Origin of the sequence: Rahnella inusitata (assembly GCF_003263515.1) — a bacterium.
In the GTDB taxonomy this organism is placed as follows: domain Bacteria; phylum Pseudomonadota; class Gammaproteobacteria; order Enterobacterales; family Enterobacteriaceae; genus Rahnella; species Rahnella inusitata.
This window is the reverse complement of record NZ_JYDE01000014.1, coordinates 1-19,829: the sequence shown is the minus strand read 5'-3', so window position 1 is coordinate 19,829 and position 19,829 is coordinate 1. Positions and strand designations below refer to the sequence as shown.

The window sequence follows — 19,829 nt, the reverse complement described above, 5'->3', positions numbered from 1 at the left end:
GTTCAGCCATCAGCTGTTAGGTTGATAAAAAAACCTGAAGGAAAACATGATGAGTACTCTCCCTGTCGCCGTGATAACCGGCGGAACCAGCGGTATCGGGCTGGCGATTGTTCACGATCTGGCGCGGGACCATCGGGTCTTCGCACTCGGGCGAAATAAAGACAGCCTGCTGGCATTGCGGCTGATTGAAAATGTCGAAGCGGTGGAAATCGATTTGCTGGATTTCACTGCCGTACAACGGTTCGTCGACGCGCTGCCAGAGATTGATGTGCTTGTTCACTCTGCCGCGATTTCCAAACCCCTGCGTCTTGACCAGGCGCGGCCTGAGGACTGGCAGCAACAGTTTTCCATCAACGTATTTGCCCCTGCTGAATTCACCCGTCTTGCGCTGCCTGCACTGCGCAAACAGGAAGGTCAGGTGATTTTTATCGGCTCCGGATCCGGCACCAAAGCTGACGGTGGTAACACGGTGTACTGCGCGTCTAAATTTGCACTCAGCGCCCTCGCCCATGCGCTGCGGCAGGAAGAAAGCGAGTACGGCGTGCGCGTCTCCACCGTCGCACCCGGCCCGACCGATACCCCGATGAACCGTAAAACCCGCGAGAGTCAGGGCAACTTCGATGCTATCGATCCCCGCGAATACAGCGCGCCTGATTCCGTCGCCGCTGCCGTACGGCTGGTCATCAGTGCCAGCGACGACACGCAGATTACAGATATTGCGGTGAGGCCGAGAAGGGATAAAGCGAAGCGCTGAATACTGATTCCCTCACGCGGTTTTAACGGCCAAAGGTCACCCCGCCAGCTTTCAGGCAGTATGAATAACCCGATGGTTTTTAATGAGTGGCATAGCACGCACTAAATGGAAAAACAGGCATTAATGTGTATTAAAGGTAACGGTATTTGAGAAATCGTCGATTACGGTGTAGTATTTCACTCATAATCACGAGGGCATGACATGGAAAATTTAACGTTACAATGTTTTCTCAATAACCACTGGGTTGATATTGCTGCCATCACATTTTCAGGTACAGGTGACAATGCATTGCGCATTACTGAGCTGAACTACCATTCAGACTATGCCATTGAAAACCTTGGGCGTGATGATAACCATGCGGCCTCTCTGAACCATCCTGTCGCTCTGTTCTTTGAGGATGACAGGCAACGCGGTTGGATGAAGTTTCTGGATGACATTATTCCAAGTGGGTCAAGTCGACGTTATTGGGAAAACTATCTGGATCTGGAAGGGCTGACGGCGGACCAACAAAATTTCGTCTTGCTTAAGCACGGCACGATGTCCCCGGTTGGGAATCTGAGGATCAAAGAATCTCTGCCCGAGTACCATGCTCAGGCTGAAAAACTGTTTTTTTCACTCGAAGACGTAAAAAACAGAGCCAGTGATTTTCTGGATTACGCACAACAGCGCGGTGCCGCCGCCGGAGGTGCGACAGGTGCTGGCGGGGAAGCCCCCAAACTTCTGCTCCGTTGCAGCAATGAGCAGCAGATATGGATTGATACCTATCAAAATGATCTCACCAACCGCGATCTCCACTATTTAGTGAAATTTCCCCGTGGTTCAAGAAGTGAAATTGACTGCAACATATTAAGAGCCGAATTTCACTACTACCATGAACTGGAAGCAATGGGATTCGAAACCATATCCACACGGGATATGCGCCTTGAAGAGGGGCTCAGTTATCCCTCACTTTGGCTTCCCAGATTCGATATTTCTTTTGAAAGTGACACTGAAATCAAACGGTTTGGGTTGGAATCAGTCTATTCAATCCTGAGAAAAGCACCGGGTGTCACGCTTTATCATGAAGAGACGATTCGAACGCTGGTCAGTAAGATTATTCAAAGTCACATGGTCACGGAGCAGGGATTTCACTTCGATATCCAGGCATTTGTGATCGAATGGGTGCGCCGTGATTTACTTAATATTATTTTTGGTAATAGCGACAATCACGGGCGTAATACCTCTTTCATTAAAGATGTAAACAGCATCCGTCTTGCACCCATCTATGATTTCGCACCAATGAAGGCTGACCCGGAAGGTATTGCCAGAACCATGAAATGGACACAACCTTTAGAAATTGGCGGTGAATATGATTTCGCCGGGATTTCAGACGTGCTCTCCGATCTCGTACCCGCTCATACATTGCTACACGCGCTGAAAGATACCGCACAGCAATTGCTCGGACTGAAACACAGGCTTGTGGAAAGAGGGGTACCGGCACAGATTACTGATATGTCAGGGATCGGCTTCAATTTTATCTCCGTTAAATTACAACGATGGGGTTTATTGTGAAAAAGGCACCTTACACTGGCGATACGGTGAAGGACACAATCGAGAAAATTCGTTCAGCGCAGAACACTGAGCAAAAAAATTCGAGTGAAAAACGCACGGTATCCAATGATGCATCCTCTTTTTCACTTTACAAATCGCAGCCGCGCCAGCGGGTATCTCATTTATCGAAGCCAGCAGGCATCAGTGAAAGAAACGAAACAAGAATTGCGATTATGAAAGCTCTCTTGTTAGGAGAAATGACGCAAGGAGAAGCACTGAAAACGCTGAGAGTTGACGTGTTAGGCCTAAAGCAGGATATTTTCGCCAAACTGACCGGCGTTTCACGTAAGACATTATCTGAAGTAGAAAATGATAAGGGTAACTATACCTCTGACATTATCAATAAAGTCTTCAAGCCTTTTGGCTTGCAAGTCGGGCTGGTACCCACTTCTCGTCATATGCTGTCAGCGATGTTTAAAGAATAATTATCAAACAAAAAAGCCGCTCTTCTGAGCGGCTTCCTGCATTTTTCCCCTGCCCTTATTCCTTCGTCGCAAACTTCAGCAGCACAACGCCGGCAAAAATAAGTAGCGCGGCGATGACGCGCAGCGGATTGAGGCTTTCGCCAAACATCGTCACGCCGAGAATAAATGCGCCGATCGCGCCGATACCCACCCAGACGGTGTAAGACGTGCCGAGCGGCAGCGTTTTCATCGCGATAGAGAGCAGAGCGAAGCTAAGTAACATGAAAACGATGGTGATGATGCTGGGAACCAGGCGGCTGAACCCGTGGGACTCTTTCATCGCCACCGACCAGACGACTTCGAAAATTCCTGCAAAAAACAGATATACCCAGGCCATGATGTTTCCTTTTAAGAATGCCAGGGTCGTCCCTGAATAATTAAGCCGAATCTCTGGTCGTCCAGTCAGCGAGTTAAGGCTGATTATAATGCAGTCTGCTACACCGGCACAGAAAACTGAAAACACGCGCCGCGTTTCGGTTCTTCGATAAGCCGGATATCGCTGCCGTGCAACTGCAAAATACGGCGGACGATCATCAGCCCGAGGCCGCCTGCGCGATGTTTATTGGCGCTGAGGATTGACGGGCGAACGAACAGACTGTCTTTCAGCTCCGGCGCGATACCCGGCCCGGAATCTTTCAGTTGCACCATCACCTGCCCTTCACTTTTCCACAGTTTGATTTCGATAGTACCGCCTTCCGGCGTGTGGCGGATGGCGTTGTCGAGCAGATTGGTCAGCACACGTTCGATCATGCCGAGATCAGCATTCACCAGCGGAATGCCGGGAGTGATATCCGCCAGCAGTTTTTGCCCGCGTGTTTCGGTCGCCAGTTCGAATTTCGCAAACACATCCTGTACCAGTTCGCACAGCGAGAACGGCTCTTTTTGCGGCTTCACGACGCCGTATTCCAGCCGCGCCAGTTCGAAAAGTTCCTGCGCCAGACGCCCGACTTTTTTACTCTGCGTCAGGGCGATGTTCAGGTAACGCTGGCGATCTTCGTTGCTCAGTTGGTCAGATTTCACCGACAGCGTTTCCAGATAGCCGTGCAACGAGGTCAGCGGCGTGCGCAAATCGTGGGAAATATTGGCGATAAACTCGCGGCGCTGCTGATCCTGCACCATCAGGCTTTGCCACTGCTGATCGATACGTTTTGCCAGCGCGATAAACGCCTGTTGCAGCTGTGACACTTCATCGCGCGGCGCACCGGCGGGCGGTTCACTTTTCGCCAGCGACTGAATGGCGTCCATCCCGCCGCTGTCGAGCTGCGCAATCTGAGCGGTCAGTTTACGCACCGGACGCGTTACCCAGCGGAATGCCAGCGCGGCGGCCAGCAGGCCAAACAGCGCCACCAGCCCCATAGACCGCAGCGCCAGATAAATCGCCGACTGATATTGCGCATCACTGGCCAGCGCGGTGTATTCATCGCCGAGCAAAACGATGTAGACGTAGCCTTTGGTCACACCGTCCGCTTGCAACGGTGCGGCGCTGAAAACCTGACGTGTTTGCGGATCCCGCGGATTATCGCCATAGACCGGCATTTTTGCGCCCTGCAACAGCGCAGTCACCGGTTTGAGATCGATTTTTTGCTGTTGCAACCGGCCTGCCGGTGCAGCATTACCGACGATGTTGCCGTTGTTATCGAGCAGATAAACCTCGACGCTGGGATTCACCGCCATCAGCTGATTGAACAGCGCATGCACCGCTTTCGGATCCCATTCGCCCTGGCTCAGCAGCGGATTGTTGGCCGCGATCTGCGTCGCCAGATTCGCCGACAAACGCTGGATCACCGCCTGACTGTACTGATTGCTCGAACGCACCTGCATGTAGCCGGATAGTGCGCAGCAGGCGAGCAGCAGCAGCGTAAATACCAGTGTCAGTCTTTGTGCCAGCGTGAGATTTTTCATGATTTACCCTTGTGCCTCTTCAGCAGAAGACGCGAATTTATACCCTTTGCCCCACACGGTCAGAATACGTTCCGGCTCGGCCGGATTGGTTTCTATTTTGATGCGCAGCCGGTTGATGTGAGTGTTCACCGTGTGCTCATACCCTTCGTGTTCATAGCCCCAGACCTGATTGAGCAAACTGAGACGTGAAAAGACTTTGCCGGGATTTTTGGCGAAGAAATACAGCAGATCAAACTCGCGCGGCGTCAGTTCCACCGGCTGATGGTTGAGAATCACTTCGCGCGCAATCGGATCGATCACCAGCCCGGTGAAACTCAACGTCCCCGCATCCATCTTCATGTTGCGGCTCATCGCTTCCTGACGGCGAAACAGCGCTTTGACCCGCGCCACCAGTTCAAGCATGGAGAACGGCTTGGCCAGATAGTCGTCCGCACCCAGCTCCAGCCCGAGCACGCGGTGCACTTCGCTGGAACGGGCGCTGATAATAATGATCGGCGTGTACCGCGTCATGTTACGGGCGCGACGGCAGATCTCCAGCCCGTCGACGCCTGGCAACATCAGATCGAGAATTAACGCATCCCAGCCGCCCTTTTCCAGCAACGCCACGCCCAGATTGCCGTCGGCGGCGTGGGTTATCTCATAGCCTTCATCGCGCAGATGAAGGCTCAGTAAATCGGCGATATCGCCGTCGTCTTCCACGATCAAAATCTTCCTGGTCTTATCCATTTTCTTCTCAACCCGATCTTCCAAACCCTTCCCTGAGTCTACACAAGCGCATGCCACAGAGTTATCACATTTAATTTAACTTTGCGTGAGGTCTTCGGGAACAAATCCGCCCAATACTCGTTACATCAACGGGAAAGATGGCGGGCTGACATCATGACGATACACACAGAATTACCTCCGGTCGCGACACGCAAACCGGTCACGGTTCACCCTTTATGGCTGCGCCTGACTCACTGGCTGAATGCACTGGCGGTGCTGATCATGGTGACCAGCGGCTGGCAGATTTATAACGCATCGCCGCTTTTTGATTTTGATTTCCCGTCCACAGTGACGCTCGGCGGCTGGCTGGGTGGCGCGATTCAGTGGCATTTCGCCGGGATGTGGCTGTTCGGGTTTAACGGCGTGTTTTACCTGCTGATGAACATTTTCACAGGCCGAATGAAACAGAAGTTTTGGCCGCTGACGCCGCGCGGCATTTTCAACGATCTGCGGGCGGCATTACGCGGCAAGCTGCAACATGACGATCTGCGTCACTACAACATGGTGCAACGCGCCGCTTACCTGTTCGTGATGTTCGACGGCATCGTGCTGGTGCTTTCCGGGCTGGTGGTGTGGAAATCGGTACAGTTTCCGTTGCTGCGTGAACTGATGGGGGGTTACGACACGGCGCGCTATGTGCATTTTCTGGCGATGGCGTCGCTGGTGGGGTTTGTGGTGCTGCATCTGGTGATGGTGGCGCTGGTGCCGAAAACGCTGATCGCCATGATCCGCGGACGTTAAGGAAAACACATGAAAAACATCATCAAGAAAAGCATCAGCCAGATTTTTAGCCCGTCCGACAGCGAAGCGATTGTGCAGGAAGCGCAGAAACAAATTGTTCGTCAGCTGGATGCGCCCTCGCGCCGCCTGTTCTTACAACGCGGGCTGACACTCGGTGGCGTAGCGATGCTGACCGGTTGTGACATCAGTGATAACGCCAGCGTGGAAACCGCGCTGGGCAAAATCTCCGGTTTTAACGACCGCGTTCAGGGCTGGCTGTTTGGCTCCGTGCGCCTCGCGCCGGAGTACGCCGAATCAATGATCACCCGCCCGTTCCCGTTTAACGCTTTTTACGCCGAAGACGATGCGCCAGACATTGATGGTAACGCCTGGCGCCTGAAAGTCGCCGGTCTGGCGCTGGACAAACGCGAGTGGTCGCTGCCGACGCTCTACAAAATGGCGCAGGTCAGCCAGGTGACGCGGCACATTTGCGTCGAAGGCTGGAGCGCCATCGGTAAATGGGGCGGCGTACCGTTCGGAGATTTTCTGCGCCTGATTGGCGCCGATCTCAGCGCGGAATACGTCAGTTTCAAATGTGCCGATGAGTATTACACCAGTATCGACATGGCGACCGCGCTGCACCCGCAAACTCTGCTGGCGCTGACTTATGACGGGCAGATTTTGCCGCGCAAATACGGTTTCCCGATGAAGTTGAGAATGCCTACCAAGCTTGGCTACAAGAATCCGAAACACATCGAAGTGATTGAAATTACCAATAAGTTTACCGGTGGCTACTGGGAAGATCAGGGCTACAACTGGTTCGGCGGAAGTTAAATCCTCCAAAACCCATACTCTTACCTTATCAAGACCCTAAAGAAGGAAATACTATGAAAAAGTTAACCGCAATAATGATGTCTGCCTGTCTGATGATGGGCGCAGTGAGCACCACCTACGCGGCTGATGCGATGATGAAAAAAGACAGCATGTCGAAAGACTGCATGAAAAAGGACGGCATGAGCAAAGATTCAATGGCGAAAAACAGTATGAGTAAGGACTGTATGTCGAAAGACAAAATGTCGAAAGATCACATGAAAAAAGACACGATGTCGAAAGACTCCATGTCAAAAGATGCCATGAAAAAAGACACGTCCAGCCAGTAAGTTTCGCGCAGTCTGCCTTTTTGTCACGCCTCCGTCCTTTCTGGCCGGAGGCGTTTTACTTTTCCTGGCCGCCAAGAGTTGAGGATCCCCACCTTTCGGCGTAGTATACGGTTCATATATAATTCGTATACTGCTGAGGTAACCCGATGGGTATCATCAAGATTTCAGAACTGATGCATGAAAATCTGCGCATCGCCAGTCTGGCCTATACACGCTCGATGAATGCGCAGGCGGAACATTGGATGAAAATTGGCATGCTGATGGAGACGCATCCTGATATGACGCACAGTGAAATTTCGCGCCTGCTGGTGCAGTGCAGCATGGAATCTGATGAAAATACCGGCAGTATCCGCACGCTGTTAAACGTGGGTGGCACACACAGGAAGGCAAGTAATGAATAATGGTTTAGACAGCAAGTACTTTGTGAACAATAACCGGATGATCAAAACGCCGGAAGGTATTGAGAAAGCCCGCATCGCCGGGCAGTTGGCCGCCCGCGTTCTGCATATGATCACACCGCACGTCGTGCCTGGCGTGACCACCAATGAGCTGGACCGCCTTTGCCATGATTATATCGTCAACGAATTGCAGGCAATTCCGGCGAACATTGGCTACCACGGCTACGAAAAAACCGTCTGTACGTCCGTTAACCATGTGATTTGTCACGGCATCCCTTCGGACAAAGCGCTAAAAAAAGGCGATATCGTCAATATTGACGTCGCACTGATCAAAGACGGCTGGTACGGCGACACCAGCCGGATGTATTACGCCGGTGAACCGAGCATTATGGCTCGCCGCCTGGTGGATACCACGCTCGAAGCGATGATGGCCGGGATTGAAGTCGTGCGTCCGGGCGCGACCTTGGGTGATGTGGGTTTTGCCATTGCCGCCGTCGCACACCGCGAAGGATTTTCCATCGTTGAAGAATATTGCGGTCACGGCATCGGTATGGGCTATCACGAAGATCCGCAGGTACTGCATTACGGTGAGAAAAGTCGCGGTCTGGTCTTGCAGGAAGGCATGCTGTTCACCATCGAACCGATGCTTAACGCCGGTAAGAAGCAGAATAAAGTGCTCGGCGATGGCTGGACGGTCGTGACTAAAGATCACTCGTTGTCTGCACAGTGGGAGCATATGGTGGCGGTGACTAAAGACGGATATGAAATCCTGACGCCCTGGCCTGAAGATAATTAATGCCCTGTAAAAGCAAAAAGCCTCCAGATTAACCGGAGGCTTTTTCTTTTTATCACCTGTTATGGCATCAGCTGCGCTCAATTTCTTTCGTCGCGCGATCCAATGCATCGGTAATTTTATACAGCGTATCTTGCTCGATCGGACCTTTGGCCAGCCGCAGGTTTAATGCCATGCGGATATTATTAATCGCACGCTGCATTTCAGGAATACTGCGGTTATTGGATAATATCGCCAGCGAATGCAGTTTCTCAGTCACTGAATCCAGCAATTCGCCCTGCTGCGCCAGCGATTCTGCGCCTTCGGCCGTGATCGCGTATTGTTTCTTTCCGCCCTCTTCCTGGCTTGACGTGATTAACGCCTGCTCTTCCAGAAACGTCAGATTCGGATAAATAATACTGGCACTCGGCGTGTATTCACCTTTGGCTAATTCTTCTATTGCTTTGATCAGTTCATAACCGTGTGCCGGACGCTGCTGTAAAAAATGCAGCATCAGTAACCGGATATCTCCGGTTTCAAACATCCTTTCGCGGCGGTGTTGTTTGTTCATCAGCATTATTTATCGTGCCAGTACGCCACGCAGCGGACATATGCCGGATCCAGCCCCTGCTCAACGGTGAAATAATCATTCAGCCCTTTCACCAGCTTGCCTTCGCCAGTCGCCCAGACATAGTAATTGCTGTCCGGCAGCGTCAGGCTTTTTACCTTTTGCACCAGCGCTTCGCCGCCGATAACCCATTCGATAGTAAAATCTGCTTCATCTTGCAGATAGTTTTCGCAACCGGCGTCTTTGGTTTTCACCAGCACGGTGATTTTCGCGTCACTTGCCGCCTGTTTCAGTTCGCCAAGGCGACGTTTCAGTGCCGGCAGACCGGTTTCATCGCAAAGATACAGTTGCCACTGATAGTCAGTCGGAATGATGAGTGAACCGCGCGGACCGCCGATGATAAGTGGGTCGCCAGGCTTCGCGGCAGCAGCCCATTCACTGGCAACGCCACCGTCGTGCAGATAAAAATCGAGCGTCAACTCGTTGGCTTGCGCATCAAAGTGCAGCGGCGTGTATTCCCGGTTCAGCGGACGCGGGCCTTCGCCCCAGACAATGCCCTCTTCGGTCGCGACCGGCGCGGTGATGACATCGCCCGGTGTGGCAGGGAAAAACAGTTTGATGTGATCGTCAAAGCCGCGTGAACTGAAGCCTTTGAGGTCTTCACCGCTGAGGACGATGCGTTTAAAACAACCCGCCACGCTTTCGCTGCGTTTGACGGTGAGCGCGCGAAAAGCCAGTTCGTTTTTTACACGAACCGGCAGGTTTGCAGCAGGGGAATCTTGACGAGGTTGTTCCATATTGTTTTCTCTTTCAGGGAATCAGTTGCCTTGAAAGATATATCTTAGGAATATTTTACGCAAGTCTCTTAACGCACCCCACCGCGTAAAAACATATCGACGGCATTAAGAACCAGCTGGCGGATCTCGGCGATCTCCAGCGGCGCAGGGTTTTGCTGATAAAGCCGCATATTGGTTTCCGCTGTGACCAGCGCCAGAAATTGCTGCGCACGCAGAAGTGCGTCGGCCTGCGCCATTTGCCCTTTTTCCATCGCTATCGCCATAAATCCGGCCAGCGCCTGAATAGCCTCACCCGGTCCGGAGTCGTGAAACAGCATGCCGATATCGGAATGCCCGGCTTCGGCGATTACCATGCGGTAAACCGCTAGCGCCTCGCCGTCGTTGGTCAGCACCAGCAGCATTCTTTCGCCAAAGCGCGTCAGTACGTCTTCTAAATCAAGACTCGGGAACGGCGCGGCGAGACCGTTGACCGCTTCCGAAAGATGCCCGGTGGTGCAGGCTTTCACCACGGCAACCAGCAGCGCTTCTTTGGAAGGAAAATAACTGTACAGCGTGGCTTTGGAACCGCCGAGGCGTCTGGCCAGCTCATTCATGGACGCGCGCTCATAGCCCGTTTCTTTAAACAACGTGGCGGCGGCTTCGACAATCGCCTCCCGGCGGGCTTCGGTACGAACTTTCATCCTCACTCCTGTTCACTTTCAGGCCCGGCAGAAGAGACCTGTCGGGCGCTAAACTGTACGGTACAGTTCTTATGACCACTCTAACGGCGGGTTTACGGGTTGTAAAGACACCTGCCTTAACGCAAATCCGCCGACAAAGTGCAAAGATTTCGTTAAGGAAGGCATTTATTCTTAACATTTGTTGATAACAATTATCAGTATCATTATCATTCGCAGTAAGCCGGTGTGGGTATCGCAGACCAATAAACCCATATTTTATAAGGACAAAGGCATTCTCAGGAAGAGATCCTAACTTGCGTCTTAGCATTTGCAGGGCAGTTTTGTTGAGCAGAACTTAAAAAATTAGTGCAGGACTAAAAACACATGTTCAAATCCTTTTCACAGCAGGGTTTGGTGAAAAACGTCGTTTTCATGGGGACGATTCTCACCACCACTTTTAACGTTAACGCAGCGGAAGCCGTTAAAGAAAGTACCGATCTGGCACAAAACCAAACAAAGCCTTCTGACGTGATCAAGAAGAAGCCGGTGCGCACCGCTCAGGATCTGGCGCAGAGCCACGAAGAAGTGATGACCGTGACTGAGACGCTGCCGGATAAAAAACCGGGCTCAAAAACCACAATTTCCGCCGCCGATATGCAGAAAAAAGGCGGCAATGATTTCGGTTCGATCATGCGTTATGAACCGCTGATCAGCGCAACGGGCTCCAGCGGCGGTTCCGGTAACGGTAAAAGCGGCTTCGACCGCGCGGGCTATACCGGCTACAACATCCGTGGTCTGGAAAGTAACCGCGTCAGCATTGACGTCGACGGCATTCCACAGCCAAGTGCCACAGGCCGCGCCTATGCGAGCCGCGCAGGTCTGGGCACATTCGGCATTGGCCGTGATTACATCGACCCGTACATGTACGGTCAGGTAGATATCGAATCCGGTGCCACTTCCGCCGAGCGCGCCAACACCTCCATCGGCGGTGCCGTCTCCTTCCTGCCGAAATCTGCAGACGATTATCTGCGTCCGGGCAAAGAAACCTACTTCGGTTACCAGTCGGATTACAGTTCCTCAGACCGTTCATGGCATAACGGCATCACCGCCGCCGCGGGCGATCAGGAGCTGCGTGGGTTAGTGGCGATCAGTCGCCGCGACGGTCAGGAAACCAGTAACAACAGCGGCACGCATGATGCGTATCCGGCCAACTGGCACTCCACTGCCATCATGACTTCAGGGATCTGGCAGCCAAATGATGAACACAAGTTCACCGGCACGCTCGATTACTACGAGAAAGTGAATCACACCCATTACGATGCGTGGGATAGCGCTGGCAGCAGCGTGCTCGGCACGGCGCAGCAGCAAAGTAATACCCGTCGCTGGGGCGCAAGCCTGAAAGACGAATGGACGCCATTCAACGATTTTGCCGATGCGGTCGTTTCCAAAGTCTATTACCAGTATACGCAGGCGCACGACAACACCTACATGCCGAACTCGGGCAAGCAGATGATGAACGTGTATTCTAACTATGATACTGACACCTACGGCGCGGAAACCAGCTGGCTGAAAACGTTGGGACGTCACGAACTGAGCGCCGGGATCAACGGTCGCGTGTCTGACACCGAGCGTCCGTTCCGCGAAACGCCTGCGCAGAGCATTTACACCACCACGATGCAGCCGGAAGCTAACAGCCGTACCTACGTGTTAGGCGGCTTCCTGCAGGACACCATGAAGTTTGACCTCGACGGCCATAACTTCTCGGTGATCCCGGCGGTGCGCGTCGCGTATCAGAACACCAAATCGAAAAACCTGTCCGATCTGTCCAACAGCGTCGTCTCTGAAGACTCCGTCTCAACCCTGTACGGTAAAGCCAATTCTGATACGCAGGTTCTGCCGTCTCTGGCCTTCACCTATGATCTGACGCCGAAGCTGATGACGTACCTGCAATACAAACGCGGCGCACAGTTCCCGGATGCCAGCCAGCTTTACGGCTCATGGAACCTCGGCTCTTCTTACGCAGGTGCGGCGCAGTACGCGCTGATTGGTAACACCGATCTGAAAACTGAAACCAGCAATAATGTCGAGTGGGGTTTGAAAGGGGAAGCGACGCAAGGCGTGAGCTTCAAAACGTCGGTGTTCTACAACACCTACAAAAACTTCATCGCCAATACCCGTTACACCCGCGCGAAGAACGGCAACATGTTCACCAATGTGCCTTCCAACATTTATACGATTTATCAGGCTGAAAACCGCGATAAAGCGTATATCTACGGCGGCGAGCTGAGCACCAAAATCGATTACGGTACATGGTTCAGCGACGTGAACGGTTTGAGTACCACCTTCGCACTGGGTTACGCGCAGGGTCAATCCAAGTCCAGCTATGCGGGCGACAAATACGTCGATCTCGACAGCGTTCCGCCAATGAAACTGGTCGCGGGCGTGGCGTGGGACGATCCTTCTGGCGTCTACGGCACCGCAGTCACCGCCACCTTCGTGAAAGGCAAAAAAGCCGAAGCGACCAGTCGTCAGAGCTATACCAACAGCGGTACGCCAATCGCAGATTCCAATGTGGATTATATGAATGTGCCGGGCTACGGTATGGTCGATGCCACCGCTTACTGGCAGGTCGCGAAGAACGTGAAAATCAACGGCGGCGTTTATAACCTCACCGACCGTAAATACTGGGATTACCTGAGCAGCCGTACCCTGACCGATACCACCAATCAGGATGCTTACAACAAAGCGCTGGCCGTGATGCCAGGCCGTAACTTCCAGCTGGGCGTGAACGTCGATTTCTAACGGATTTTTAATGCAATAAAACGCTTAAGGGCGCCGGTGAGAACACGGCGCCCTTCTTGTTTTCAACTCAGAACGTTGCTTTCAAGAGCAACCAGCACTGAAGATTGTCTTTGATGACCAGAATAATCGTCATTTGAAGTGGCTGTTATATACAATCCCCATACGGCATAACATTTTCAGAAATCATTTCCGTGAGTACAACATTCGCCGTGCGACGACCTTGCATGCGGTCGTACATTTTGTACATTCTCTGCAACGCACAATCTACGGCATGAATTGCCGTAGGCGTAAAGCTATCTTCGTTCCAGCGGATAATCAATCCGCCCGCGTTAGGATCAAAAATAAATATTTCATCTCCGTTACCGTAGAATGCTATTCCCATATGATTCATCGGATAAATATTTCTATTTAAAAAAGCACAATTATCCTTACGTTTGTAGGTATCCCCCACCGATAAAGCCAGCAAGACCACACCGCAACCTTGCACAAATGGCTTTTTAGGTAAAATACTTCGGGTATATTGGCTCTGAAGATGAAAAATTCTCTTACGAAATATCTCAAACCCTGGTGTGGTCGTATCTTCTAAAATATTTCCCGACACACGAACTGCTCCCATATACTCATGTACATGTTTAAACGCCTGAGCCGGACTCATTGGACGTGACAAACTCTTATCACATTCAAGGAGATGTACCATTAGCGCGATACTGAGCCCGCAACAAAACCCACCCTGCGTTTGTAATTCATACTGACGACTACGAAAACGATTGAGCTCCTGAATAGACATTTTTACATCCCTTTAGAATAAACTTTACCCCGCAGTGTATTTATTAGCGACATAAATAAGTCATAAGAATAAATAAACCATGGAATTCCTACTTTCTTAAAAACTTTTCGATTGAGAACATCAACATAGATGAATATAAACGTAAACGGTCAAAGCTTACTTTATATTTTCCTGTTCATTGATATTACTCATTCTTCAGATAACTATTATAAAAAAATAGGGGAATAACCTGTTCTTAGTTATGGGGTTCATGTTTAAAGAGGCGCTCACCTATACAGCACTAAATCATTCTTACGCTCTGACTTACAGCCCATTCTGGCACTACGTGCGTGCATCCCTGCACATTATACGGACCCTGTCCTTATACAATGAACGGCTTAGTCCGTCAGTTCGATGCACAGGTATTTCATTTCCAGATAATCGTCCATACCGTGACGTGATCCCTCACGGCCCAACCCGGACTGTTTAATACCACCGAACGGCGCGACTTCATTGGAAATCAGCCCGGTGTTAATGCCCACCATGCCGTACTCCAGCGCTTCCGGCACACGCCACTGGCGCGCGGCGTCACGCGTGAAAATGTACGCAGCCAATCCGAACTCAGTGTCGTTGGCCATCGCCACGGCTTCGGCTTCGTCAGTGAACATGAAGACGGGCGCGACCGGCCCGAAGGTTTCTTCGCGGGCGAATTTCATTGATGAGGTAACGTTCCCCACTACAGTCGGCTGGAAGAACGTTCCGCCCAGCGCGTGCGGTTCCCCGCCGGTGAACAGCGTTGCGCCTTGAGACAGCGCATCCGCAATGTGTTCACGCACTTTAGCAATCGCGGCATCGTCAATAAGGGGCCCCTGCGTCACACCTGGTTTCGAACCCTCGCCAACAATGAGTTTTTCCACTTCTTCCACCAGTCTTTCTACCAGCGCGGGATAGATGCCTTGCTGGACATAAATACGGTTGGCGCAGACGCAGGTTTGCCCGCTGTTGCGAAATTTCGACGCCATAATGCCCGCCACCGCGCGTTCCAGATTGGCATCATCAAAGACAATAAACGGTGCATTGCCGCCGAGTTCCAGCGAGAGTTTTTTTACCGTTGGCGCACTTTGCGCCATCAGGATACGTCCCACTTCGGTCGAACCGGTAAAGCTGAGTTTCCTAACCACCGGGCTTTCGCAAAGGACTTTACCAACTTCACGGGCGGAACCGGTGATCACCTGCAATACGCCCGCGGGAATACCGGCTTCGATGGCCAATTGCCCGAGGGCTAACGCGCTTAGCGGCGTCTGTTCGGCAGGTTTGACGATCATCGAGCAGCCCGCCGCCAGAGCAGGTGCGGCCTTGCGGGTAATCATCGCCGCCGGGAAATTCCACGGAGTGATCGCCGCGCACACGCCGATGGGTTGTTTTAGCACCAGCATACGCTGTGTCGCCTGAACCGGCGCCAGCACGCTGCCTTCGACGCGTTTTGCTTCTTCCGCAAACCATTCTATAAAAGAGGCGGCATAGACGATTTCACCCCGCGCTTCCGCCAGCGGCTTGCCCTGTTCTGCGGTCAGCAATGCCGCCAGATCGTCTGCGTGTTCGATCATCAGCTGTGCCCATTTTTGCATCAGCGCGGCACGTTGTTTGGCGGTTTTCTCCCGCCAGCCCACCTGCGCCTGTTCTGCATAAACAATAGCCTGCGCCGCTTGCGCCGTGGTGATTTGCGGAACGCTGCCGAGAACCTTGCCGGTCGCCGGATTAATCACGTTTTCGCGTTCGCCATTTTCGCTGTCCAACCATTCGCCATTGATCAGGCATTGCTGGCGCAGCAGTGTTTGATGTTTCAGTTGCATGAGATCCCTCAGTCAGCCAGTACGCGAGATAAAATCGCCAGTGCATCTTTAAACTGGGCGTCAGGGATAGTCAGCGGATACAGGAAACGAATCACGTTGCCGTGCACGCCGCAGCTCAGCATCAGCAAACCTGCATCCAGCGCCTTGCGCAGATACTGTTTGGTCAGCTCTGGCGAAGGCTTACCCGTCGCAGGATCGTTAAATTCTGCGGCTACCATCGAACCGCGCGCGCGAACGTCCACCAGCGCAGCGCAGGTTCTTTTGGCGGTTTCCAGCACTTCCACCAGTTCTGCACCCAGACGGTTAGCGCGGTCACACAGCTTTTCTTCTTCGATAATATCCAGCACCGCCAATGCAGAGGCTACGGCCAGCGGGTTACCGGCGTAAGTGCCGCCGAGACCACCCGGCTCTGGCGCATCCATCAATTCAGCGCGGCCAGTCACACCTGAAATAGGCAGACCGCCGCCGAGGCTTTTCGCCATGGTGACGAGATCGGGTTTAGCATCGCCGTAGTACTCCATTGCGAACATTTTGCCGGTACGCGCAAAGCCGCTCTGCACTTCATCGGCGATCAGCACGATGCCGTGGCGGTCACAGATTTCACGCAGGGCCGTGACGAAATCATCCGGTGCGATGTTGAAACCGCCCTCCCCCTGAACGGGCTCGAAGACAATCGCGGCGACCTGCGACGGACTGATGTCACTGCGGAAAATACGTTCGATGCTGTCGAGCGCCATTTCCGTACTGACGCCATGCCGGGCATTCGGAAACTGCGCATGGTAAACGGATGCCGGGAAAGGCCCGAAGCCCACTTTGTACGGCACCACTTTGCCGGTCAGCGCCATGGTCAGTAACGTACGTCCGTGAAATGCGCCGGTGAAGGTAATAATGCCCGGTCGGCCTGTGGCGGCGCGGGCAATTTTTACCGCGTTTTCCACTGCTTCAGCGCCGGTCGAGAAAAAGGTCGTTTTGGCTTTTCCCGCCACAGGGGAAATCGCGTTGATACGCTCCGCCAGGGTCACAAAGCTGGCGTAAGGGACAATCTGAAAGGCGGTATGCGTGAACTGATCAAGTTGTTTGCGTACAGCATCGACAATTTTTGGGTGGCGATGGCCGGTATTGAGCACAGCAATTCCCGCTGTAAAATCGATGTACTCCTTGCCCTCTTCATCCCACAACGTGGCATTTTCGGCTTTCGCTGCGTAAAAATCGCACATGACGCCGACACCGCGCGGTGTCGCTTCTTTACGGCGTTTTTCCAGTTCGCTGTGACTCATGTTTTTCTCCTGCCCTGAGGCTGATGTTTTGTAGGTTCGGGGGTCAATAAAGTATGAAAGTTGTTATCTACCCTTGTTTTTTATCCTGTCAGCGGCCCTATAATCCAGAACCAGTTCTGTTTATTTCGAGGATCCACTTTTGCGTTCACTGCTTTCTGACCTCATTTTGCAGCGGCTGACCAGTATGGCCGGCACCACACAGAGCACCCTGAACAAGCGGGTTTATCAGGTATTACAACAGGCTATCTTCGACGGCAGCATCAGCCCCGGCAGCCGCCTGCCCGCTTCGCGCGATCTCGCCAAAGAACTGGATATTTCGCGTAATACCGTGCTTGCAGCTTATGAACAATTGCAGGCAGAGGGATATATTCAAACTCGGACGGGAAGCGGCACCTTCGTTACCGCCGATTTACCCAGTGACGGTGTTATTGCCGATAAGACACTGACGAAGTGCGCACCAGCGCGCAGTCACGTCACGCTATCCAAACGCGGCTCGCAGTTGCTAACCCGAACGGGGGTTGCTTCGCACCAGTGGGGCGTATTTATGCCTGGCGTGCCAGATGTCACTCAATTTCCTCATGATATCTGGCGCAAACTGCAAAACCGCCTGAGCCGACGCCTGCATCCTGAATTCCTCACTTATTCGCGCCACGGTGGTTGCCCGCAACTGCAACAGGCATTGGCGGATTATCTGCGCATAGCGCGATCAGTAGATTGCACGCCAGACCAAATCCTCATCACCGCAGGTACGCATCAGGCTCTGGATTTGCTGGCAAAAATGCTCTGCGACCCAGGCGATGTAGCATGGATTGAAGAGCCGAGTTACTGGGGGATCCGTAACGTTCTTTCGGTGAATGGAGTAGATATTCATCCCATTGCCGTGGACGATAACGGTATGGACCCGCCAGAAAATCAACCAGAGGCTCGTACACCAAAGTTGATATGCGTGACACCGTCACATCATTACCCGTTGGGTTCCGTAATGGGTCTGGCGCGGCGACAAAAAATCCTCGCGCTGGCAGCGCAGCAAGGCAGCTGGGTGGTGGAAGATGATTACGACAGTGAGTTTCGCTATTCCGGCAGCCCGATCCCCGCGCTTCAGGGGTTGACCAGCGATGCACCGGTCATTTACATCGGGACGTTTAGCAAAACATTGTATCCCGCAATGCGTATCAGCTATGTCGTTCTGCCGCGTCAGCTGGCATCGCGGCTGAAAATCGCGCACTCGGAGTTGTATCGAGGGGGGAACGGGTTGACCCAGCTAACGCTGGCGGAGTTTATCCGTGAAGGGCATTACGCCGCGCATATCCGCCGCATGCGCTTGATTTACGGCAAACGCCGCAGTGCACTGACGCGAATGATTGAGCAGGAACTCGGCCAGGAATATATGTGCGAGAACAGCAACGCCGGGCTACATCTGATTCTTTCCTTACCGGATTCAATTGACGATGTTGCTTTGAGCGCGGAGCTTGAACAAAAAAATGTGCTGACACGCCCTCTTTCCGCTTATTACCTGCGCCCTGCTTCCCGGCGAGGATTATTGCTCGGCTACGGATGTGTGGCGGAGGAAGATATCGAAGCGGCTTTTAGACATATCGTGGATTCACTCAAGCCAAGGCTGATATCCTCAAAGTGCAATATCGCAGAATCGTGACGCAGTAAAAAATCTCTGGAGGTGTCATCACGATGCCTCTTATAATCTCAACATCTCAACATCTCAACATCTCAACATCTCAACATCTCAACATCTCAACATCTCAACATTATGTGATTCTGTGATTCTGTGATTCTGTGATTCTGTAACTTTATCTTAGTTGAATCCCATAATCCTGAAATCTTACAATCACCTAATCTCATATTCCCAGAAGTCACTGCAATCCCATAATCTCAGGATTTGCGTTACAGGGTAAGACTCACAGCATCCACATTTTTCCTGTAACTGGATGTCAGGATTAGTTAATCCTGACACGGGCATAATCCCAAGATATTAATCTCAAGATACTAAAATCCTATGATTCTTAAAATTATATTCTGAGATTCTTGGATCATGGAATAAAATCCTGGGATTTCAGGATACTTTATAAATCCTTGAATCTTAGAATCCCAGAAGTTTATTACTTTCATAAGTGATTGATTATAATATAATGATTATAAAATCCTGTAATCACTTGCTCGCCAATAATCTCAGGATTATTGGACTTTAATATAATCACAGAATCTTGAGATTCTTCAGGATTTGCTTCGTGACCGATACGGTAAAACCTCGTCAACCGATGTAGAATCACAGAATCCTGAAATCATAACTTTTAAAATGATTCTACTATCCTGGGATAACTTATAGGTTTGGACTCAATCCTGTAATTCCAGAATCTTGGAATTTTAACCTTCTATCATCTTATAGTTTCTCACTAAACTCACAGAAGAATCCTATAATCATGATGTTCTGTCATCCCACTAGTTCAGGATTTGGTGATTTGGTGATTTGGTGATTTCAGGATTGTTGAATCTCAAAATCACGTAACCCTGCAATCTAATGATGATGAGATTATGAAATCAATATCGTATGAGGATTTTAAGATGGT

At 51.8% G+C, this 19,829-nt stretch carries 19 protein-coding genes; 10 read left to right on the top strand and 9 right to left on the bottom strand.

Translation table 11 applies throughout. From position 1 onward, the window contains the following. Positions 1 to 49: 49 nt before the first annotated feature. The 3 genes from TU92_RS08025 to TU92_RS08015 all read left to right on the top strand — a co-directional run bounded on the left by TU92_RS08025 (position 50) and on the right by TU92_RS08015 (position 2,769). The gene (locus TU92_RS08025; protein WP_112166012.1) at positions 50 to 754 is read left to right on the top strand and encodes an SDR family oxidoreductase; all 705 of its coding nucleotides are present in this window, start codon (positions 50 to 52) and stop codon (positions 752 to 754) included. Between the two features lie 201 nt (positions 755 to 955). Beyond that, positions 956 to 2,305 (top strand): type II toxin-antitoxin system HipA family toxin, encoded by a 1,350-nt coding sequence (locus tag TU92_RS08020; RefSeq protein WP_112166010.1) that lies wholly within the window; start codon positions 956 to 958, stop codon positions 2,303 to 2,305. Continuing rightward, positions 2,302 to 2,769: a helix-turn-helix transcriptional regulator gene (locus TU92_RS08015; protein WP_244207778.1), complete on the top strand. Its 468-nt coding sequence runs from the start codon at positions 2,302 to 2,304 to the stop codon at positions 2,767 to 2,769. The genes TU92_RS08020 and TU92_RS08015 overlap by 4 nt, the downstream gene beginning before the upstream one ends. A gap of 55 nt (positions 2,770 to 2,824) precedes the next feature. On the opposite strand, the gene TU92_RS08010 is transcribed toward TU92_RS08015, so the two are convergent. The 3 genes from TU92_RS08010 to TU92_RS08000 form a co-directional block, all read right to left on the bottom strand. Then, positions 2,825 to 3,145, bottom strand: coding sequence for a DMT family transporter (locus tag TU92_RS08010; RefSeq protein ID WP_112166006.1), 321 nt, complete (start codon positions 3,143 to 3,145; stop codon positions 2,825 to 2,827). A gap of 98 nt (positions 3,146 to 3,243) precedes the next feature. Beyond that, positions 3,244 to 4,710, bottom strand: coding sequence for a HAMP domain-containing sensor histidine kinase (locus TU92_RS08005; RefSeq protein WP_112166004.1), 1,467 nt, complete (start codon positions 4,708 to 4,710; stop codon positions 3,244 to 3,246). Between the two features lie 3 nt (positions 4,711 to 4,713). Next, positions 4,714 to 5,436, bottom strand: coding sequence for a response regulator transcription factor (locus TU92_RS08000; protein WP_112166002.1), 723 nt, complete (start codon positions 5,434 to 5,436; stop codon positions 4,714 to 4,716). Between the two features lie 153 nt (positions 5,437 to 5,589). On the opposite strand from TU92_RS08000, the gene TU92_RS07995 reads away from it, so the two are divergent. The 5 genes from TU92_RS07995 (at position 5,590) to map (ending at position 8,549) form a co-directional block, all read left to right on the top strand. Next, positions 5,590 to 6,216, top strand: coding sequence for a cytochrome b/b6 domain-containing protein (locus TU92_RS07995; RefSeq protein WP_112165999.1), 627 nt, complete (start codon positions 5,590 to 5,592; stop codon positions 6,214 to 6,216). A 9-nt stretch (positions 6,217 to 6,225) separates the two neighbouring features. Continuing rightward, a complete protein-coding gene (locus TU92_RS07990) occupies positions 6,226 to 7,029 on the top strand; it encodes a molybdopterin-dependent oxidoreductase (protein ID WP_112165997.1) in 804 nt (267 codons plus the stop codon). 53 nt (positions 7,030 to 7,082) lie between these two features. After that, the gene (locus TU92_RS07985; RefSeq protein WP_112165995.1) at positions 7,083 to 7,355 is read left to right on the top strand and encodes a pentapeptide MXKDX repeat protein; all 273 of its coding nucleotides are present in this window, start codon (positions 7,083 to 7,085) and stop codon (positions 7,353 to 7,355) included. A 146-nt stretch (positions 7,356 to 7,501) separates the two neighbouring features. Next, positions 7,502 to 7,756, top strand: a complete 255-nt coding sequence (locus TU92_RS07980; protein WP_112165993.1) for a ParD-like family protein — start codon at positions 7,502 to 7,504, stop codon at positions 7,754 to 7,756. Then, positions 7,749 to 8,549 (top strand): type I methionyl aminopeptidase, encoded by an 801-nt coding sequence (gene map / locus TU92_RS07975; protein WP_112165991.1) that lies wholly within the window; start codon positions 7,749 to 7,751, stop codon positions 8,547 to 8,549. Before TU92_RS07980 ends, map begins: the two co-directional genes overlap by 8 nt. A gap of 67 nt (positions 8,550 to 8,616) precedes the next feature. Here the strand turns inward: map and TU92_RS07970 are convergent, their stop codons facing one another. From TU92_RS07970 to TU92_RS07960, 3 genes are all read right to left on the bottom strand, one after another. Beyond that, positions 8,617 to 9,096, bottom strand: a complete 480-nt coding sequence (locus TU92_RS07970; protein ID WP_112166244.1) for a PadR family transcriptional regulator — start codon at positions 9,094 to 9,096, stop codon at positions 8,617 to 8,619. A gap of 5 nt (positions 9,097 to 9,101) precedes the next feature. Beyond that, the gene (locus TU92_RS07965) at positions 9,102 to 9,890 is read right to left on the bottom strand and encodes a siderophore-interacting protein (protein WP_112165989.1); all 789 of its coding nucleotides are present in this window, start codon (positions 9,888 to 9,890) and stop codon (positions 9,102 to 9,104) included. Positions 9,891 to 9,958: 68 nt separating this feature from the next. Next, on the bottom strand, positions 9,959 to 10,570 hold the full coding sequence (locus TU92_RS07960; RefSeq protein ID WP_112165987.1) for a TetR/AcrR family transcriptional regulator: 612 nt from the start codon (positions 10,568 to 10,570) through the stop codon (positions 9,959 to 9,961). 363 nt (positions 10,571 to 10,933) lie between these two features. Here TU92_RS07960 and TU92_RS07955 point away from each other — a divergent pair, with 363 nt between their 5' ends. After that, the gene (locus TU92_RS07955) at positions 10,934 to 13,351 is read left to right on the top strand and encodes a TonB-dependent receptor domain-containing protein (RefSeq protein WP_244207779.1); all 2,418 of its coding nucleotides are present in this window, start codon (positions 10,934 to 10,936) and stop codon (positions 13,349 to 13,351) included. 145 nt (positions 13,352 to 13,496) lie between these two features. On the opposite strand, the gene TU92_RS07950 is transcribed toward TU92_RS07955, so the two are convergent. From TU92_RS07950 to TU92_RS07940, 3 genes are all read right to left on the bottom strand, one after another. Then, the gene (locus TU92_RS07950; RefSeq protein ID WP_112165985.1) at positions 13,497 to 14,138 is read right to left on the bottom strand and encodes a hypothetical protein; all 642 of its coding nucleotides are present in this window, start codon (positions 14,136 to 14,138) and stop codon (positions 13,497 to 13,499) included. Between the two features lie 377 nt (positions 14,139 to 14,515). After that, positions 14,516 to 15,970, bottom strand: a complete 1,455-nt coding sequence (locus TU92_RS07945) for an NAD-dependent succinate-semialdehyde dehydrogenase (RefSeq protein ID WP_112165983.1) — start codon at positions 15,968 to 15,970, stop codon at positions 14,516 to 14,518. Positions 15,971 to 15,978: 8 nt separating this feature from the next. Then, the gene (locus TU92_RS07940) at positions 15,979 to 17,247 is read right to left on the bottom strand and encodes a 4-aminobutyrate--2-oxoglutarate transaminase (protein WP_112165981.1); all 1,269 of its coding nucleotides are present in this window, start codon (positions 17,245 to 17,247) and stop codon (positions 15,979 to 15,981) included. 139 nt (positions 17,248 to 17,386) lie between these two features. Between TU92_RS07940 and pdxR the strand changes: the two genes are divergently transcribed. Continuing rightward, positions 17,387 to 18,901 (top strand): MocR-like pyridoxine biosynthesis transcription factor PdxR, encoded by a 1,515-nt coding sequence (gene pdxR / locus TU92_RS07935; protein ID WP_112165978.1) that lies wholly within the window; start codon positions 17,387 to 17,389, stop codon positions 18,899 to 18,901. Positions 18,902 to 19,829 lie beyond the last annotated feature (928 nt).

Coding starts and splice junctions, on each gene's coding strand:
- map (WP_112165991.1), top strand. CDS start 7,749: ATGAATAATGGTTTAGACAGCAAGTACTTTGTGAACAATAACCGGATG.
- TU92_RS07990 (WP_112165997.1), top strand. CDS start 6,226: ATGAAAAACATCATCAAGAAAAGCATCAGCCAGATTTTTAGCCCGTCC.
- TU92_RS07965 (WP_112165989.1), bottom strand. CDS start 9,890: ATGGAACAACCTCGTCAAGATTCCCCTGCTGCAAACCTGCCGGTTCGT.
- TU92_RS07985 (WP_112165995.1), top strand. CDS start 7,083: ATGAAAAAGTTAACCGCAATAATGATGTCTGCCTGTCTGATGATGGGC.
- TU92_RS07970 (WP_112166244.1), bottom strand. CDS start 9,096: ATGAACAAACAACACCGCCGCGAAAGGATGTTTGAAACCGGAGATATC.
- TU92_RS08010 (WP_112166006.1), bottom strand. CDS start 3,145: ATGGCCTGGGTATATCTGTTTTTTGCAGGAATTTTCGAAGTCGTCTGG.
- TU92_RS08005 (WP_112166004.1), bottom strand. CDS start 4,710: ATGAAAAATCTCACGCTGGCACAAAGACTGACACTGGTATTTACGCTG.
- TU92_RS07950 (WP_112165985.1), bottom strand. CDS start 14,138: ATGTCTATTCAGGAGCTCAATCGTTTTCGTAGTCGTCAGTATGAATTA.
- TU92_RS08020 (WP_112166010.1), top strand. CDS start 956: ATGGAAAATTTAACGTTACAATGTTTTCTCAATAACCACTGGGTTGAT.
- TU92_RS08000 (WP_112166002.1), bottom strand. CDS start 5,436: ATGGATAAGACCAGGAAGATTTTGATCGTGGAAGACGACGGCGATATC.
- TU92_RS07945 (WP_112165983.1), bottom strand. CDS start 15,970: ATGCAACTGAAACATCAAACACTGCTGCGCCAGCAATGCCTGATCAAT.
- TU92_RS07955 (WP_244207779.1), top strand. CDS start 10,934: ATGTTCAAATCCTTTTCACAGCAGGGTTTGGTGAAAAACGTCGTTTTC.
- TU92_RS07960 (WP_112165987.1), bottom strand. CDS start 10,570: ATGAAAGTTCGTACCGAAGCCCGCCGGGAGGCGATTGTCGAAGCCGCC.
- TU92_RS07980 (WP_112165993.1), top strand. CDS start 7,502: ATGGGTATCATCAAGATTTCAGAACTGATGCATGAAAATCTGCGCATC.
- TU92_RS07940 (WP_112165981.1), bottom strand. CDS start 17,247: ATGAGTCACAGCGAACTGGAAAAACGCCGTAAAGAAGCGACACCGCGC.
- TU92_RS08025 (WP_112166012.1), top strand. CDS start 50: ATGAGTACTCTCCCTGTCGCCGTGATAACCGGCGGAACCAGCGGTATC.
- TU92_RS07995 (WP_112165999.1), top strand. CDS start 5,590: ATGACGATACACACAGAATTACCTCCGGTCGCGACACGCAAACCGGTC.